Annotated in this window: 14 protein-coding genes; 7 read left to right on the top strand and 7 right to left on the bottom strand. The window is 59.4% G+C overall.

The features are described from left to right. Window positions 1-69 precede the first annotated feature (69 nt). From RMO15_RS26545 to RMO15_RS26530, 4 genes are read right to left on the bottom strand one after another with little or no spacing between them, the layout of a single operon-like run. Window positions 70-1128 (bottom strand): M42 family metallopeptidase, encoded by a 1059-nt coding sequence (locus RMO15_RS26545; RefSeq protein ID WP_309719901.1) that lies wholly within the window; start codon window positions 1126-1128, stop codon window positions 70-72. Beyond that, window positions 1115-2554, bottom strand: a complete 1440-nt coding sequence (locus RMO15_RS26540; RefSeq protein WP_309719899.1) for a sulfatase-like hydrolase/transferase — start codon at window positions 2552-2554, stop codon at window positions 1115-1117. The genes RMO15_RS26545 and RMO15_RS26540 overlap by 14 nt, the downstream gene beginning before the upstream one ends. After that, complete coding sequence (locus RMO15_RS26535; RefSeq protein ID WP_309719897.1) at window positions 2551-3165, bottom strand: hypothetical protein; 615 nt, start codon at window positions 3163-3165, stop codon at window positions 2551-2553. Before RMO15_RS26535 ends, RMO15_RS26540 begins: the two co-directional genes overlap by 4 nt. A gap of 31 nt (window positions 3166-3196) precedes the next feature. Continuing rightward, complete coding sequence (locus tag RMO15_RS26530) at window positions 3197-4147, bottom strand: hypothetical protein (RefSeq protein WP_309719896.1); 951 nt, start codon at window positions 4145-4147, stop codon at window positions 3197-3199. 68 nt (window positions 4148-4215) lie between these two features. Between RMO15_RS26530 and RMO15_RS26525 the strand changes: the two genes are divergently transcribed. Continuing rightward, the gene (locus RMO15_RS26525; RefSeq protein ID WP_309719894.1) at window positions 4216-6762 is read left to right on the top strand and encodes a family 78 glycoside hydrolase catalytic domain; all 2547 of its coding nucleotides are present in this window, start codon (window positions 4216-4218) and stop codon (window positions 6760-6762) included. Between the two features lie 21 nt (window positions 6763-6783). Here RMO15_RS26525 and RMO15_RS26520 read toward each other — a convergent pair whose 3' ends face one another. The 3 genes from RMO15_RS26520 to RMO15_RS26510 are packed head-to-tail and all read right to left on the bottom strand — an operon-like array spanning window position 6784 to window position 9388. Then, the gene (locus RMO15_RS26520; protein ID WP_309719892.1) at window positions 6784-7299 is read right to left on the bottom strand and encodes a Sir2 family NAD-dependent protein deacetylase; all 516 of its coding nucleotides are present in this window, start codon (window positions 7297-7299) and stop codon (window positions 6784-6786) included. Further along, a complete protein-coding gene (locus RMO15_RS26515) occupies window positions 7296-8030 on the bottom strand; it encodes a hypothetical protein (RefSeq protein ID WP_309719890.1) in 735 nt (244 codons plus the stop codon). Before RMO15_RS26515 ends, RMO15_RS26520 begins: the two co-directional genes overlap by 4 nt. After that, window positions 8027-9388: an ankyrin repeat domain-containing protein gene (locus RMO15_RS26510; protein ID WP_309719888.1), complete on the bottom strand. Its 1362-nt coding sequence runs from the start codon at window positions 9386-9388 to the stop codon at window positions 8027-8029. Before RMO15_RS26510 ends, RMO15_RS26515 begins: the two co-directional genes overlap by 4 nt. Window positions 9389-9443: 55 nt before the next feature. Between RMO15_RS26510 and RMO15_RS26505 the strand changes: the two genes are divergently transcribed. The 6 genes from RMO15_RS26505 to RMO15_RS26480 all read left to right on the top strand — a co-directional run. Beyond that, the gene (locus RMO15_RS26505; RefSeq protein ID WP_309719886.1) at window positions 9444-10169 is read left to right on the top strand and encodes a hypothetical protein; all 726 of its coding nucleotides are present in this window, start codon (window positions 9444-9446) and stop codon (window positions 10167-10169) included. Continuing rightward, window positions 10166-10861 (top strand): phytanoyl-CoA dioxygenase family protein, encoded by a 696-nt coding sequence (locus RMO15_RS26500; RefSeq protein WP_309719884.1) that lies wholly within the window; start codon window positions 10166-10168, stop codon window positions 10859-10861. The genes RMO15_RS26505 and RMO15_RS26500 overlap by 4 nt, the downstream gene beginning before the upstream one ends. Window positions 10862-11050: 189 nt before the next feature. Then, a complete protein-coding gene (locus tag RMO15_RS26495; protein ID WP_309719882.1) occupies window positions 11051-12124 on the top strand; it encodes a hypothetical protein in 1074 nt (357 codons plus the stop codon). Further along, complete coding sequence (locus RMO15_RS26490; protein WP_309719880.1) at window positions 12121-12648, top strand: hypothetical protein; 528 nt, start codon at window positions 12121-12123, stop codon at window positions 12646-12648. The genes RMO15_RS26495 and RMO15_RS26490 overlap by 4 nt, the downstream gene beginning before the upstream one ends. A 147-nt stretch (window positions 12649-12795) precedes the next feature. Further along, window positions 12796-13947, top strand: coding sequence for a Gfo/Idh/MocA family oxidoreductase (locus tag RMO15_RS26485; RefSeq protein WP_309719878.1), 1152 nt, complete (start codon window positions 12796-12798; stop codon window positions 13945-13947). Continuing rightward, a partial coding sequence (locus tag RMO15_RS26480; RefSeq protein ID WP_309719876.1) for a hydroxyacid dehydrogenase occupies window positions 13944-14748 on the top strand: 805 nt, incomplete at its 3' end. The genes RMO15_RS26485 and RMO15_RS26480, both read left to right, overlap by 4 nt.

Genomic DNA, 14748 nt, shown 5'->3' with positions numbered 1-14748 from the left:
TGCCATAAATCCGAAAATTGGGTATGGGCGGCACGCCCTTCGCAGCTTTAGCTCTCCAGCACCGCCGTTCTAATCGGCGTTGTAGCCGTAGGCTCGAGTGTGGGCTTCTTCCAGCCAAGCGGAGAGTAGCTGAATGCTCGCCTCAATGTCCGTCACGGCGGCGGACTCATTGACCGTGTGCACGTAGCGGCAAGGGGTGGAGAGCGTGAAGCTGGGAATCCCGCCACGGACACGCTGCATCCCGCCTGCGTCGGTGCCGCCTCGATTCAGAATCTCTAGCTGGTAGGGAATGTTGTGTGCTTCAGCGACATCGCGGAAGTGGCGCACCAGCTTGGGGTGGCACAAGAGCGATGAGTCCATGATCTTGATCGCCGTTCCCTTACCTAGCGCCGTCACTTGCTCCGCCGCATCACCGCCGGGAATGTCCATCGCCAGCGTCTCGTCCAGCGCAATGGCGATGTCAGGCTCAAGCGCATACGCCACGGGAGTTGCGCCGCGCAAGCCCACTTCCTCTTGCACTGTCGCCACGGCGTAGATCTCGCACTGGTGGGCACTCATCGCGCGAATCGCCTCGATCATGATAAAGACCGAGAGGCGATTGTCAAGCGTCTTAGACATGATATGGTTTCCGACACGCTCACACGTCCGCGCCAACGTCACCGGGTCACCAATCTCGACTTTTGCCTTCACCTCATCGGCAGAGAGCCCTAAGTCTACAAAAAGCCCCTCGATCTTGGGGGAACGGGCCAGCTCCTCAGCACTTGCTGTGTGAATCGGCTTGCTGGAAGGCATCAGCGCTCCGAGCAGCGACTCGCCTTTAAAGCCATGCACCCAGACACGCTGGGCCACCAAGTTGCGCGGGTCGAAGCCCCCAACAGGCTGCAGGCGAATAAAGCCCTTGTCATCAATGTGCTTGACCATGAACCCGATCTCGTCCATGTGCGCTGCGATCAGCACTTTCGGGCCGCCTGTGCCCTTCTTATGCCCAATCACATTGCCCATCACGTCTACGGAGATAGAGTCCACCAGTGGTCCCAGTGCCGCGATCACCACATCGCGAATCGGCTCCTCGCGGGAAGGAATCCCCGGCGTCTCACACAGTGTCTTCAATAAATCAAAATTTAACATGGTCGGTATTGTACCTAAGCTCCAGAGGATCGTCGAAAGATTTTTGAAGCGTGTTGAGACGTGCCCAGAGCGCTTTGACCTGCGCAGGCTTTTCTGCCGCGATGTTTTTCAGCTCCCACGGATCTTTTTGAATATCAAAGAGCTGGACGTACTTGGCGCTTGGGTAAACAATCAGCTTATGCTCTCGGGTGCGTACCATGCGCTGGACATTGAGATACGCTCCAAAGACCGCCGCGTCCCGCTCTTGCTTTCCGCCTTTCACCAGAGGCGCGAGGCTCGGGTTCTCTAGGCCCGCGGGCTGCGGAATCCCAACTAAATCACAGAGCGTGGCAAAGATCTGGTTTTGGTAGATCAGGGCATCGTTTTTCTTGTTCTTGGGAATCCCCGGCCCGGCAAAAACCAGCGGAATGCGTACCGAGTGGTCGTAGCAGTTCTGCTTGCCCATCAGCCCATGCTCCCCGACCGCGAGCCCATGATCGCCGGAGAATACGACGAGCGTATCTTCGGGAAGGGCATCTAAGATACGCCCGATGTGGTAGTCGGCATGCGTGAGGATCGCGTAGTACTCCTTGCGGTGCTGCTTGATCGCCTCGGCCGTGCGCGGCCACGGCGCGAGCTTCTCATCGCGCACCTTCAAGTCGCCGTTGTCAAACGGATGCTCAGGCAAGAAGTTTGGCGGCAGGCTGACGCGCTCCACGGGGTACTTATCGAGGTACTCGGTCGGAGCCTGACGCGGGTCGTGCGGCGCATGAAACGCGACATGCAAGAAGAACGGATCTGACCTCTCCCCAACCCCTCTCCCGGGCGCTCGTTCCTCGCTGGGAAAGGGGCTTTCGGAATCTGATGGGCTCCCCTCTCTTCCCCAGTGAGGCACGAACGCCCGGGGGAGGGAGGGGTTGGGGGTGGGAGAGGTTAAAAACTCCAGTGCTCCGTTGGCCCAGTGCTCGCTGCTGTGGACGATCTTGCCGTCTATCTCCAGCCAGTGCCCTTTGCGCGTCGTGTCATCGGGCTTCCAGGTGTTGTTGCCCGGCGCGGGGCGAAGATAGGCATCGCCTTTTTCGTCCGTCGACGGATAGAAACCGCCCGCGTGTGGCCCCAGTGTCTGGTAGCTACGCTTCAGCGCTGCATCCGAGTTGTGCCACTTGCCCACGAAGTGTGTCGTGTAACCGTGCTGCCCTAGCCACTCCCCGAGCAGTGTGGTTTTCTCGATTCGCTCCCGTGCGTGCCAGAGCGAGAGGCCGGTAATCAGCATCGCGCGGCTAGGAATACACACGGCTCCCGACCAAGCACCCTGGTTATGGGCATGAGTAAACATCGTCCCTCGCGCCACGAGCTTATCGAGATTCGGCGTCTCGACTTCTTTGTCTAAGAGCAACCGATGCATCATGTCGTCCATGAAGATCAGGCAGATATTGGGCTTTTTCATTTTTGCCAGATTTTTCCTAGCAGCGCAAAGAGCTCCAGGTCGTGGGTCTTGAGCTGAGCTTTGTTGAAGGGATAGAAGTCGTTGGCCCCGAAGAACGCCTCGGTGCCCTCGGCGAAGTATTCCTGCACACTGGAGAGGCCGTAGTGCCGGTCAAGGCGCTTACGGCCCTCGGAGTCTTGCCGCTCGACTCTATCGTACTTGCCACCCGCCTTGGCGCTTTTGTAGGCCGCCAGTAGGCGCGGCTCGTCGTTGCCCAGCACGCGGTCGTGGTAGCCGTGGGCCAGCTCGTGGAGCACAAAGAGTGGCATCCGGCGCGTCTCGGCGTCGAAGTGCTTCACATCCGTGATCTCGACGCCCTTGGCCATCTCGGGGTTGCGCCCGTTGGAGCGCAGCCAGTCCGCGCCTGGATGGTACTCGGCGCGTGGCGGCGTGTTCGGGTACTCCGGCGAGAGCCAGATCGTGATTTTCTTTAGCTCCGTCAGCGGCTTGGTCGGCACGAGCTTACAGATCGTCTTGAGATGCGACGTGAGTAGCACCAGCGCCCAGTCTAGCGCTGCTGGGTCTTGTTTGCGAAGCGTCTCGTGGATCTGGATCGTCCAGCCCTGAATCATCTTAGTTTGATACTGCAACTTATTTCTCCGTTTATTCTTCTGTTGGGTGGGTGTAGAGATAACGCCAGACCTCTTCGTGGATAAACTTCCCACTCGCGTCTTTTATCGCGGAGCCACCGGGGGTGACACAGCCGTGGGCGCGGTTGGCATCGCCTTTCACGTCGGCGTCGGTGATGAGGCGGTGCGTGCCACCATACGGCGCTTTGGCTTTGTCAACGTTCACGATAGGCCCGAATTTTCCCAACCCGAGCAGCTCCCATGAGCGCGGGTAGTGGTTGCCCGTCCAGCCGCCATCCAGCACGTGGCTAAAGCCAAAGTAGCGATTGGCCGGGGTAGCAGACTTCAGCGACTGCCAGGTCTCTAGTTGATCGCGTGGCCCGCAGTGCATGACGACCCGTGCGACGCGCTGGTGCTTGGCAAACCGCGCCGCTGTTGTGGAGCCGTGCGATGCGCCTGAGACAATCACCCGCTCCCAGCGCAAGGCTCTTTGATCGGGCGTGAGAAAGTAGTCCCAGCCTCCTTGGGGATTCTCTTTGGCCAGCCAGCGCACCAGCTGCAGCGCCCGCTCCATCATCCCATCCGGCTTGGGAATGCTCACGGCCTCACTGAAGTCTTCCCCCGTCGCGGCCTCCAGGCGAATCTTCCCGTTAAATTCCGAGTCGCCCTTGGGGCCTTTGTCGCCAAACTGCCCAAACCAGCCGTTGGCGTAGTGCACCTGAATCGCGTGCAGACCGTAGCTCGTCAGCCGATCAAAAAGCGGCGCACTGTAGCCCATCAGCCAGATCACGAGCCGCCCCAGCGGAGCCACTCGCGTGTCCACAGCAGCGTGCTGATTGTCCGTTGGCTTACCATCTTTTTCAAACACAAACCCAATCTCGGGGTGCGGCTTTGCACGGGGATCAAGCACACTTGCACGAACCGTAAAATCATAGCGGCGCGGCATCGGGTCAGAAAACACAGGCGGCTTTTCAAGCTGTCTCATACGTGCATTGTGCCCAGTTCTATCTTTCTTCGCAACTAGTTGCCCCTGAACTAGGCTAGAATGTAGTTATGCAATCAACGGCACTGACGACGGTGAATCTTCGCTGCGAGTATCGCAACAACCCGCTGGGGATAGACTCCCTGGCTCCACGACTCTCCTGGGAGCTTCGCGCCTCGCGCAACGGCGAGCGGCAGACGGCGTACCAAGTGATCGCGACAAGTGGCAAAGACGGCGGCGGAAGCGTGCTCTGGGACTCGGGGCGGGTGACGGGCAGCGACTCGATCCAGGTGGCCTATGCGGGGAAAAAGCTCACGAGCGGCCAGCGCGTTTTCTGGCGCGTGCGGGCGTGGAACAAAGACGACCAGCCAGGGCCGTGGAGTAAAGAGGCAAGCTTTGAGCTGGGCCTGCTCACGCCGTTGGACTGGGGCGGAGCGCAGTGGATTCGCGACCCGAAGCAACCTCCTACCAACCCCTACGCCGACGATCCCCTGCCGCTGTTTGGCAAGAGCTTCGTCCTACCGCGTGCTGTAAAGTCCGCGCGATTGTTTGTGACGGGCTTGGGCTACTTCGAGGCGAGTGTGAATGGCACCAATCCCAGTGAGGCGACTCTGGAGCCGGGCTGGACCAACTACGAAAAGCGTGTCTACTACCGGACACTAGATGTCACTAAGCTCCTCAAGCGTGGCGAGAATGCGCTGGAGATCTTTGTGGGCAATGGCTGGTGGAACCCCATGCCCCTGTTCATGTTTGGGGGCGGCCCCTTCCTGCCCAAGACTCTCCCGACGGGCCGCCCGCGCTGCATCGCCAAGCTAGAGATCGAGCTAAGCGACGGCACGAAGCAGACCGTTGTCACCGACACGAGCTGGAGCGTGCGAGATAGCGCCCTGCGCTTCCAGAACAACTACATCGGGGAGGTATGGGATGGGCGCGAGCTCGGCAAGGGCACTCCGCGGCAAGTGGTGCTTGCCACAGAGCCCGTCGGCAAGCTAGAGTGCGAGCCACAGCCGCCGATTCAAGTCATTGGAGAGCGCACCGCAAGTGTGCTAGGCGAGCCCAAGCCGGGGGTATTTTTGCTCGATGTGGGGGTGAACCAGTCGGGGAGAGTACGCCTCACGCTCAAAAATACCAAGCCGGGGCAGAAGGTTGTCTTGCGCTACGGGGAGCTTCTCCACAAAGACGGCTCTCTCAACCCGATGACGGGGGTCTGTGGGCAGATCAAGGGGGGCAATAAAGAGCGCCATAGCGCCCCCAAAGACAGTGACCGACCGCATATTCCGGCGATCCAAGAAGACACGTTTCTCTGTGCGGGCGCTGCGGAGGAGACACTCCAGACACACTTTGTCTTCCGGGGCTTTCGCTACCTGGAGGTGAGTGGGGCCACGGAGAAACCAACCGTGCTGGTGCAGTCCATGGCCTCGGGTGTGGAGAGCGCCGGGGAGTTTACCTGCTCCGAACCACTGCTCAACCAGATTCAAGAGATCACGCGGCGGACATTTCTTGCAAATCTCTTCTCCGTCCAGTCCGACTGCCCGCATAGAGAGAAATTCGGCTATGGCGGCGACTTGGTGGCCACCCGCGATGCGTTTCTCTACAACTTCGACATGGCCACTCTCTACGCCAAGATCGCCACAGACTATGCGGATGCCGCGCGCCCCGATGGCTCCCTACCTGATACCGCGCCCTACATCGGGCTCCAGTACTGCGGGGTCGGCTGGCCGATGGCACTTCCGCTACTCCAGGTGGAGCTGCTACGCTACTACGGTGAAAAAACGCTAATCGAGAGACACTACGCGACCACGACTCGCTGGCTGGAGGGGGCCAATGGCCGTGAGGGGCTCACCGATCACGAAGCCCGCGTCGGAACCCCTCCCGACGCAACCCTTCCCTTGCTGTACGCTGAGTGTGCCCGCATGGCGGAGAAGCTCGCCCTGACTCTTGGGAAGCGCGGCGATGCGGCAAAGTGGCGGACGCTGGCGAAAGCCACCACCGAAGCCTACCAGCGTGCCTTCCCGGATGCCCCGCCCACCCAGGCCGCCCTCGCCTACGCCTTGGAGTACGGCCAGCTTGACAGCGCCGCCGCGCAGCGCACCCTGGAGCGCCTCCTCGCCGACCTGAAAGCCCACGATGGCCACCTGACCACGGGAATTTTCGGCACCAAGTTCATGTTCGACTCCCTCTCGCGCCTGGGGCACGCCGAGGCCGCCTACACGTTCGCGACGAAAAAAACCGTGCCCTCGTGGGGGGCCATGATCGCGGGCGGCGCGACCACGCTCTGGGAGCACTGGAACTTCTCGGACAACACGTTCTCGCACAACCACCCGATGTTCGGCTCCATCAGCGCCTGGTTCTTTGCCTGGCTCGGGGGAATCCAGCCCGCCACCGATGCCATTGGCTTCGACAAGATCGAGCTACGACCACAGTTTGTCAGTGGCCTCAATCACGCCAAAGCCAGCTACAAGTCGCTCCGTGGTCCTATCAAGGTGGAGTGGAAGCGCCAAGCCGGGAAAGTCCTACTCGCTATCGAGATCCCCGTCGGCTGCACCGCCACCCTGCACCTGCCCGGCGGCACGAAAAAAACGCTGGAGAGCGGAAAACACAGTGTGACCGTCGCGTGAGCCGCCGGTTGAAACCGGCGTCTACAGTGGCGTCCCGCCGCAAAGCCCGTGCCGGGCTACCAAATTTGCATCGGGGCGCAGGGGGGCGCCACACGCCGGGCAGAGCGGGAGCGTGTCGTAGGTGGCTTCGTCGTAGAACGGCGGGAGGTTGCACTTTGTGCAGCGCGTCCGCAAGCCCGAGCCGTGTAGCTCTATCACATTCTCACTCTCTGCACGTTGGTGCAAGTTATCGACATTCTGCGTAATCACGGTGACGCAGCCGGGCCAGCGCTGTTGCGCCTCGGCAATCGCCGTATGCGCCGCGTTTGGCCCCACTGAGAGCGCGGTCGCCCGCCGCTCTGAGTAGAGCTTCCAGAGCTCGGGAAGGCGCGTCGGGATGGACTCGGCATGCACAATCTTGGCCAGCTCATCGTTCTCCCACAAGCCTCCCGGCCCACGGTAGGTCGGCAACCCCGACGCCACGGAGACCCCCGCGCCCGTCAGAATCACGACGCGGTTGTACTTTGTGCCAATGCCAAGTGCAGAAATAATGTTCATATTACGTTATCGTCTAGGAGTGACGTTTTGCTCAGTGCTTTGAAGTACTCATCGGCGGCTTCTCTGACTTGCTCGTTTTTGCTGTACAAGAAGAGCTTGCGGGCGAGAGGCTCTATTGCTTTGTCCTGCGCGGTTCCCAGCACTAAAAGCCCGGCAACCACAAGCTCATTTCTCACGCCTCGCTGGATGATTGCCATGCGCAGCGCTGTCCGTTGCTTTTCCGTCAGGGCACGGACTTCGTCGGTGGTGAGGCGGGGGAGCAAGCGCGTCAGTGCCGCCTCCATCCGATAGTGTGTGCCCTCCAGCCCGTGAGTGCCTAAAAGATCCAGGAGCGGCCCCACGCACTCACGCTCCATCGCTTGATCCGTGACGCTTCGCACGATCTCGCAGCAGCTCATAAGCGCCTTACGCCGACGGCACAATAGAACCAAGGGGAGTGGCGATGCAAGAGCGACGCAAAAAGTCGTCAGTACGACGAGCTGTACCGGAGATTGTGTTCCTCCTGTACAAGAATAGCAAGCCGTGGATTGCAGTACCGCCAGCGCGAACCATCCCAGCAGGATAAGCTGATCCCGTCGGCGCTCTTTTTCTCGTAGTTCCTCCCAAAGCGGCAAGAGTGCCTCCAGCGCTTCTTTCGGGGGAACGGGGAGCGGCGTGCCCGGATAGAGCCCCAGCACAACGCGCTCTTGCAAAAGTTTCTTGACGGGGTCGCGCTGCGTCTGCTGATTCATCCTCGGATTTTACCAAGTGCGGCAGTTTGCTCGATTCCCGCCACAGCGGCCTCTAAGAGCGTCAGAACCATCCGCGCTTGATCGGCCCCCCACTGACTCTCAGGATCTTCCCGAGCCCTTTCTTCGCGCTTTATCACCTCCCTATGTGCGCGTGCCAAAGGTATTTCTCCCCGGTGATTCGTGTGCAGGGGGTTGGCACCGTACTGGAGCAGAAGCCGGACAGACTCTACCGAATGCTCCCCAACCGCCCAGTGTAGTGGCCCGGTTCCGTCACTGTCGTGGAATTCAGGATTGGCTCCTAGCTCCAGCAAGACGCGGACAATATTGGAATTCGGAATGTCACCGAAGATCGCCATCTGCAACATCGTGTAATCAGGTGCTTCGAACGGCACTCCAGCAGCAACGAGCATGCGGACGATGCGTTCCTGAGCGGGATTTTCTGGGTAGCGAGAAGGGCCGTGGAAGCAAATTGCCTTGAGAGGATAGCCGTCAAGTGATGCGCCTTGTTCCAATAGAAACTCAACTCCATACAGTTGCTGACAAAAAGTGATCCAGTAGAGCCGACTATGTCCATTCTTGTTGATGCGATCCAGCGGAACACCTGCATCAAGAAGCAGTTTTGCAATGACAGCGTAGCGAGGAGAGGGGGCTTGGTACTCGGGGGTGTAAAAATGATCCTGGCTCAGTGCAACGTCGAGGAGATCGTAGTCATAGTCATCAACCCTATCTATTCGAGCTCCGTAGTTAAGGAGAAGCTGGACGCACTCTACGGAGCCTGATTCGGCTGCACCGAAAAGAGGGATCTGCTCCCGCTGAAGTGCTCCCTCCAGAGAACCGGCCCAATGGTTCTCTGTATGAAAGTCGTTCCCTTCGTCAAGCCAGCCAGCGACGGGTTCGTAGGAGACGCCATGCTCAAGGAGAAGCTTGACGGCAGCCAGATCGCCCGCAAAACACGCTTCAGATAGCAGGGATCGGCCTGTGCACGAGGCTTCGTGGGGATTTAGGCCCGCGTCCAAAAGAAATTTCAGGCGAGCGGCATGAGACGGCACTTTATGCCAGGGATCGGCCCACCAGCATCCGCCCTTGCCCGCCGCATACCAGGCCGCTGTCACTTTGCCACCAGACACGGCGTGCAAATCCGCGCCGTGTTCCACAAGCCAAGCCAGAGTCTGCTCCGTTGCACCGTCCATCGACCGGGCCGCCGTCATGAGGGGCGTAAGCTGACGGAGCTGTGAGCCATGTTCAAGATCGGCATCGTAGCGAAGATTAATGTCCACCCCCTCAGCGAGAAGGCGTGCCAGTGTGGCAAGATCGCCTCGGCGTGCGGCACGGTGAATCTCAGGCTCTGTCTCGGACATAGACCGATTATAGTGGATGTGGAGGAAATCCGTTACGGATGCCGAACGATTGTTTATGGAAAACGAAGCCGTTATCTCAACGAATCTCGCGCTGCTGGAGGCGCAAGGCTGGGTGGTGCTGCCGGGGGCGCTCTCGCCCGAGGAGACCGAGCGGTGCCGTGTGGCGCTGAATGAGGCCCGGGCCAATGGCTGGGAAGAGGGCCTCAATGCGGTGGGCAATATGTGGTTCGACTGCCTGCTCGCAAAAATGACAGAGGTGTTTGCGCCGCTGGTGATGCACCCGAACGTGAAGCCCTATCTCGATGCGCTCTACGGGCCGCAGGCGCAGCTACGCTCGCTCCGGGGGCATATCAACCCTGGCCCCTACAACCAGGAGTGGCACCTGGATTTCTACGGCTACTGGCAGCAAAACGACAAGGCCCCCTACGCCAGCCGCGCCACGGGGATTAACACGACGTTTTATTTCCAGGACAACGGCCCGGGAATCGCAAAGCTGACCTATGTGAAAGGCGGCCACCGGACTGCGCCCCCCGTGGAGCTGACCCGAAACGGCGGCTGGTCCATCTCCGAGGCGGCCTTTAATGCCTGGTACGATGCCCAGGAGCACGAGATTGTCTATCCCAAGGCGGGCGACTGCGTGGTTTTCTTCAGCCATATTCCGCACAAGGGCAGCAAGGACGATGCCACGGTCGAGCGCTCCAACGTGGTGTGCCACTACCAGAACACACCGTTTTATGAGGGGATTCCTCATGTGAGCCGCTTTCAGGCGGTGCGGCCATGAGCGACAATAGCGATGACATAGAGGCGTTTTTTCGTGACGGCTACCTGCACGTGCCGAGTATCTTTACCCCCGCTGAAGTGGCGGCGCTCCGAGCCAAGACCGATGAGTGCTTTGAGAACCGGGAGAGCATTGATCCGAAGTTTGTCTCGTATGTCCACGGGGCGTTTGTGCTGCGGCGCGGCGCGGAGTACGACCCGCTCTTTTCCCACCTTGCCGAGCGCCCCGATATTCTGGAGCTGGCGAGCGCCGCGCTGGGGCCACAGCCCGCTTTCAACGCCCTCAATGTGATCCGCAACGAGCCGGGTCAGGCGATCTCCGTGTGGCACGTGGATGATGGGCTGGAGCTGCCCCTCCCCGACGACATCCCGCGCTTTGATGCCCGGATTCGTCTGCCGGTGCTCTGGCTGACCATTCAAGTGGCGCTCAGCGATATCGAGACCGAGGCGCACGGACCGACACAGTTCGTTCCGGGGAGCCACTACTCGGGCCGCCGCCCACCCAACGACGAGGAAAGCCCGACTTTTGAGGGACGCGGCCCCGTGTCCGTGTTCTGCAAAGCGGGCGATGTGTACTTAACGAACCACCAGTGCTGGCACCGGGGTGCCCCGAACCTATCCGACAGGACACGCTACGTCCTCCAGCTCCAGTACGCTACCCGCTGGGCTGACCGGCGGTTTCGCGGGGTGGCCTAACGCAGTCCCTCCAACGTGTGGACTGACTTAAACGGATAGAATCCCGACTATGGACAAACCAAATTCGCCCTCTCTCGGTAGGTGCGACGGGGCTTGGCCTCCATAGTGGGGGCTGCCGCCAGGTTTTGATTCAGACTCTCCAGATTTTTACGGTAAGCACCAGCGCCGTTCTGAGTGGTAAAATCGCCCATGAGCACGCGCAAAAAACTAATCCTCAGCGCCCTAGGTTTCGTCGCCGCAACCACTGCTTTGGCGCTCTGGCAGCAGGCCGCGCCACCAAATATCAAGCAATTAGCCCATCGCGTGCCACAACTCGATGGTTGCAATTTTGACCTTAGCTGGCTCTCCAATCACGAGGTGATCTCCGAGTCGCTCGAACGCTCACCCAATCCGCGTCCCCTCCGAATCATTGATCTCGTGACAGGCAAAGAGCGCCCACTTCCTGTCACGTCACTAGCCAACCATGTGGGGCTGGTTTTCGACGGAGGTATGTACCGGAACGCTCCGCTCCCTTCGCCTGATGGAAAATGGCTTCTCTACGAAGAGGGAGTCCACACCGAAAATGGAAAGCACCGGACAGGCTGGCTTCTGGTTCGTAGTGATGGCAATGAGCAACGCAAGCTCTCTGCGCCGATAACGGAGAAAGAGCGCTACGATCGAAAGACCTTTTGGCTCCCTGACAGTAGTGGTTGGTATGTCTTCTGCTGTAACTATCGCGGTGTCTCAGGCAGAGATGAGAGCTATAAGAACTGGCTAGAGAAATACGATTTTTCGGGAAAACGAGTCTCGTCGCAACGCATTAACTGGGAGCCAGAGAAAATACTTGCCGATGGACGCTTTGCCTACAAGGGTTTTTTAGACACAGTCCTTCTTTGCCGTTCTGACTCTTTCCATGCTTGTGACGAGCTTCCTGATCAATACGAGCATCCTGTGGCTTCCTCTGTCGAGGATGAGGCTTTGAGTTACGATACAAAGAGCCGTTTTGTGATCTTTACGGTGCAGAACAAGCCAATTCCTGAGCAAGATTTCTGGGAATCACTGTTTAATCGTCACTTACCCCGAGCCCATCGGGAGTTCTGGCTGATCTCTCGTGAGGGAAAACAGAGCCGTTGCCTTGCCACCGATGAGGTTTCCAATGTCCCCGACGGCGACTCTCGCTGGGAGGTACTCTCCTGGTCACCTGACGGTAAGCGAGTGCTTCTCTCGCGACAGGCTGGTCATGTGGGAACGCATGAGGTTTATCAACTGGAGCTTAAGCCATGATAGCACGGCGAAAGCTAATTCTGGGGGCTCTGGGGTTTGTTGTACTTGCCACTGCTCTGACTAGATGGCAGGCGATGCCGCCTGATATTGAGAGAGTGGCAAATCGTCTCTCTGAGGCGGATTGTGAGCGGTCGGGGATGTTGCGCGACAGCGAGCCCGACTATTTCCGCGAACCCAAAACACCGTTGGTGCCAGGACGAGTTGAGGCACTTGTGGAGAGCTGGCGTAAAAGCGACGATGGGCAGCAGACGCTGGTGGTCTTGCGGACGAAGAACCAAGCCCTCCCCGAGCCAGAGACCTGGGCAGTTCTGCTGGGCGATGCTTGGCCTAAGGAGCGCCATGAGTTTTGGTTGCTCTCTAGCACAGGGGATAAACCGTACTGTTTAGCAACTGCCACCCTGTCCAATATCCCGGACGGCAATCCCTCTTGGCAGGTTCTTACCTGGTCGCCCGATAGTCAGTGGGTCTATCTTTTAAAGCGCACTCCGGGTCATGCCCAGGCAATTTATGCTCTGCCACTCTAGAAAAACCTGCCTAAACGTGTTGCCGAGATAATGGTTGTCTCTGCGGTACAATCCCTACATAAATCTCATAGGCCCCTTTAGGGGTCTTGCCGCAACAGCGGGCCGCTTTAGCCGCCCGAAACGAGGCAGACACGGAAAGGTTTTTGTATGCAGATCGGGGTTATCATGAACGGCGTCACGGGGCGCATGGGGACAAATCAGCATCTCCTGCGCTCGATTGTGGCGCTGCGCGACCAGGGTGGGGTGAAGCTTGGCAATGGCGAGAGTATTGTCCCTGACCCGATTTTAGTGGGCCGCAACGAGAAAAAGCTCGCGGAGCTGGCGGCACGTGCGGGAGGCGTTAAGTACACCACGGACTTAGAAGCTGTTCTAGCCAACCCGGCCTACCCGATCTACTTCGACGCCCAACTCACTCAGCTCCGTGCGCCTGCGGTGCTGAAGGCAATTGCGGCGGGGAAACACATCTACTGCGAGAAGCCCTCGGGGACGACCACCGAGGAAGCCTACGCGCTGTATGAAGCGGCGAAAAAGGCAGATGTGAAGCAGGGCGTGGTGCAGGACAAGCTCTTTCTGCCGGGGCTCGTGAAGCTCAAAAACTTAATTGACTCCGGTTTTTTTGGCGAGATTCTCTCCGTGCGCGGCGAGTTTGGCTACTGGGTCTACACCGGCCACGACGCGATTCCCGTGCAGCGCCCGAGCTGGAACTACCGAAAAGAGGATGGCGGCGGGATTATTGTGGACATGCTCTGCCACTGGCGCTATGTTCTGGACAATCTCTTCGGCGAGGTAAAAGCCGTCTCGTGCCTAGGCGCAACCCACGTGAAAGAGCGCATTGACGAGAGTGGGAAGCCCTACGAATGCACCGCTGACGACTCGGCCTACGCCACGTTTGAGCTGAATGGGGGCGTTGTGGCGCAGTTCAACTCCAGCTGGACGGTACGTGTGCGCCGCGATGACTTGCTCACGCTCCAGGTGGACGGCACCAAGGGTAGCGCCGTGGCGGGCTTGCGCGGCTGCACGATCCAGCCCTACGGCGCGACCCCACGGCCTGTCTGGAACCCGGACATTGACTCCCCGATAGACTTCTACGAGAACTGGATGACGGTTCCAACCAATCAGATCCTGGACAATGGCTTCAAAATCCAATGGGAGATGTTCTTAAAACATGTCGTGCTCGATACGCCGTGGGTCTACGATCTTCGAGAAGGCGCAAAAGGCGTCCAGCTCGCGGAGGCTGGGCTCAAGAGCTGGGAAGAGCGTCGCTGGGTCAACCTAGAGCCCCTTGAAGTTTTGCCGTGAGAACGATCCTACTAGCCCCGCCTGAGAACATCGAGCGGGTCTATGGAAAAGAGCGTCAGGAGCGGCTGGGATACCCCCGCGTTGTCGCTCCCGCGCAGCTCGACACTCTCTTGCCCGAGCTTGCGGAGACCGAAGTAATCTTCTCCACGTGGGGCATGCCCTGCCTGACCGAGGCGCAGCTTGATGCCCTTCCCAAGCTACGGGCCGTGTTTTACGCCGCAGGCTCGGTACAGGGGTTTGCGCGACCTCTGCTGGAGCGCGGGATCACGGTTGTCAGTGCTTGGCTGGCCAACGGCGTCCCCGTGGCGGAGTTCACCTTAGCGCAGATTCTCCTGAGTGCCAAGGGCTACTTCCGCAATGTGGATGAGTACCGAGCGACCCAAAACTATCGAGGGTCGGCCCGCGGCCCTGGCTGCTACGGCGAGACCGTGGCACTCCTCGGTGCAGGTGCCGTTGGTCGTGAGGTAATCCAGCATCTGAAGCCCTTCTCCTTGCATATCCTGGTCTTCGATCCGTTTCTGAGCGAGGATGCGGCGCGGGCGCTGGGAGTCGAGAAAGTGGGCCTTGATGAAGCCTTCGCACGTGGGATCGTCGTCTCCAACCACCTGGCCAACAACCCACAGACGGCCCAGATGCTCAAGGCCACGCACTTTGCCCAGCTTCGCTCCGGCGCGACTTTTATCAACACCGGGCGTGGGCTGACCGTGGTCGAGAGCGAGCTTGCCGACGTTCTCCGTGCCCGCCTTGATCTAACGGCGCTGCTCGATGTCACCTGGCCCGAGCCCGTCCCCCCCGACTCAC

Source organism: Armatimonas sp. (assembly GCF_031410135.1).
Classification (GTDB): domain Bacteria; phylum Armatimonadota; class Armatimonadia; order Armatimonadales; family Armatimonadaceae; genus Armatimonas.
This window is presented reverse-complemented; position numbering and strand designations above follow the sequence as displayed.

What these genes read in the sequence shown, in the direction of transcription:
- RMO15_RS26490 (WP_309719880.1), top strand. Translation starts at nt 12,121, where the DNA reads ATGATAGCACGGCGAAAGCTAATTCTGGGGGCTCTGGGGTTTGTTGTA.
- RMO15_RS26500 (WP_309719884.1), top strand. Translation starts at nt 10,166, where the DNA reads ATGAGCGACAATAGCGATGACATAGAGGCGTTTTTTCGTGACGGCTAC.
- RMO15_RS26505 (WP_309719886.1), top strand. Translation starts at nt 9,444, where the DNA reads ATGGAAAACGAAGCCGTTATCTCAACGAATCTCGCGCTGCTGGAGGCG.
- RMO15_RS26515 (WP_309719890.1), bottom strand. Translation starts at nt 8,030, where the DNA reads ATGAATCAGCAGACGCAGCGCGACCCCGTCAAGAAACTTTTGCAAGAG.
- RMO15_RS26530 (WP_309719896.1), bottom strand. Translation starts at nt 4,147, where the DNA reads ATGAGACAGCTTGAAAAGCCGCCTGTGTTTTCTGACCCGATGCCGCGC.
- RMO15_RS26510 (WP_309719888.1), bottom strand. Translation starts at nt 9,388, where the DNA reads ATGTCCGAGACAGAGCCTGAGATTCACCGTGCCGCACGCCGAGGCGAT.
- RMO15_RS26545 (WP_309719901.1), bottom strand. Translation starts at nt 1,128, where the DNA reads ATGTTAAATTTTGATTTATTGAAGACACTGTGTGAGACGCCGGGGATT.
- RMO15_RS26520 (WP_309719892.1), bottom strand. Translation starts at nt 7,299, where the DNA reads ATGAACATTATTTCTGCACTTGGCATTGGCACAAAGTACAACCGCGTC.
- RMO15_RS26485 (WP_309719878.1), top strand. Translation starts at nt 12,796, where the DNA reads ATGCAGATCGGGGTTATCATGAACGGCGTCACGGGGCGCATGGGGACA.
- RMO15_RS26525 (WP_309719894.1), top strand. Translation starts at nt 4,216, where the DNA reads ATGCAATCAACGGCACTGACGACGGTGAATCTTCGCTGCGAGTATCGC.
- RMO15_RS26495 (WP_309719882.1), top strand. Translation starts at nt 11,051, where the DNA reads ATGAGCACGCGCAAAAAACTAATCCTCAGCGCCCTAGGTTTCGTCGCC.
- RMO15_RS26535 (WP_309719897.1), bottom strand. Translation starts at nt 3,165, where the DNA reads ATGATTCAGGGCTGGACGATCCAGATCCACGAGACGCTTCGCAAACAA.
- RMO15_RS26540 (WP_309719899.1), bottom strand. Translation starts at nt 2,554, where the DNA reads ATGAAAAAGCCCAATATCTGCCTGATCTTCATGGACGACATGATGCAT.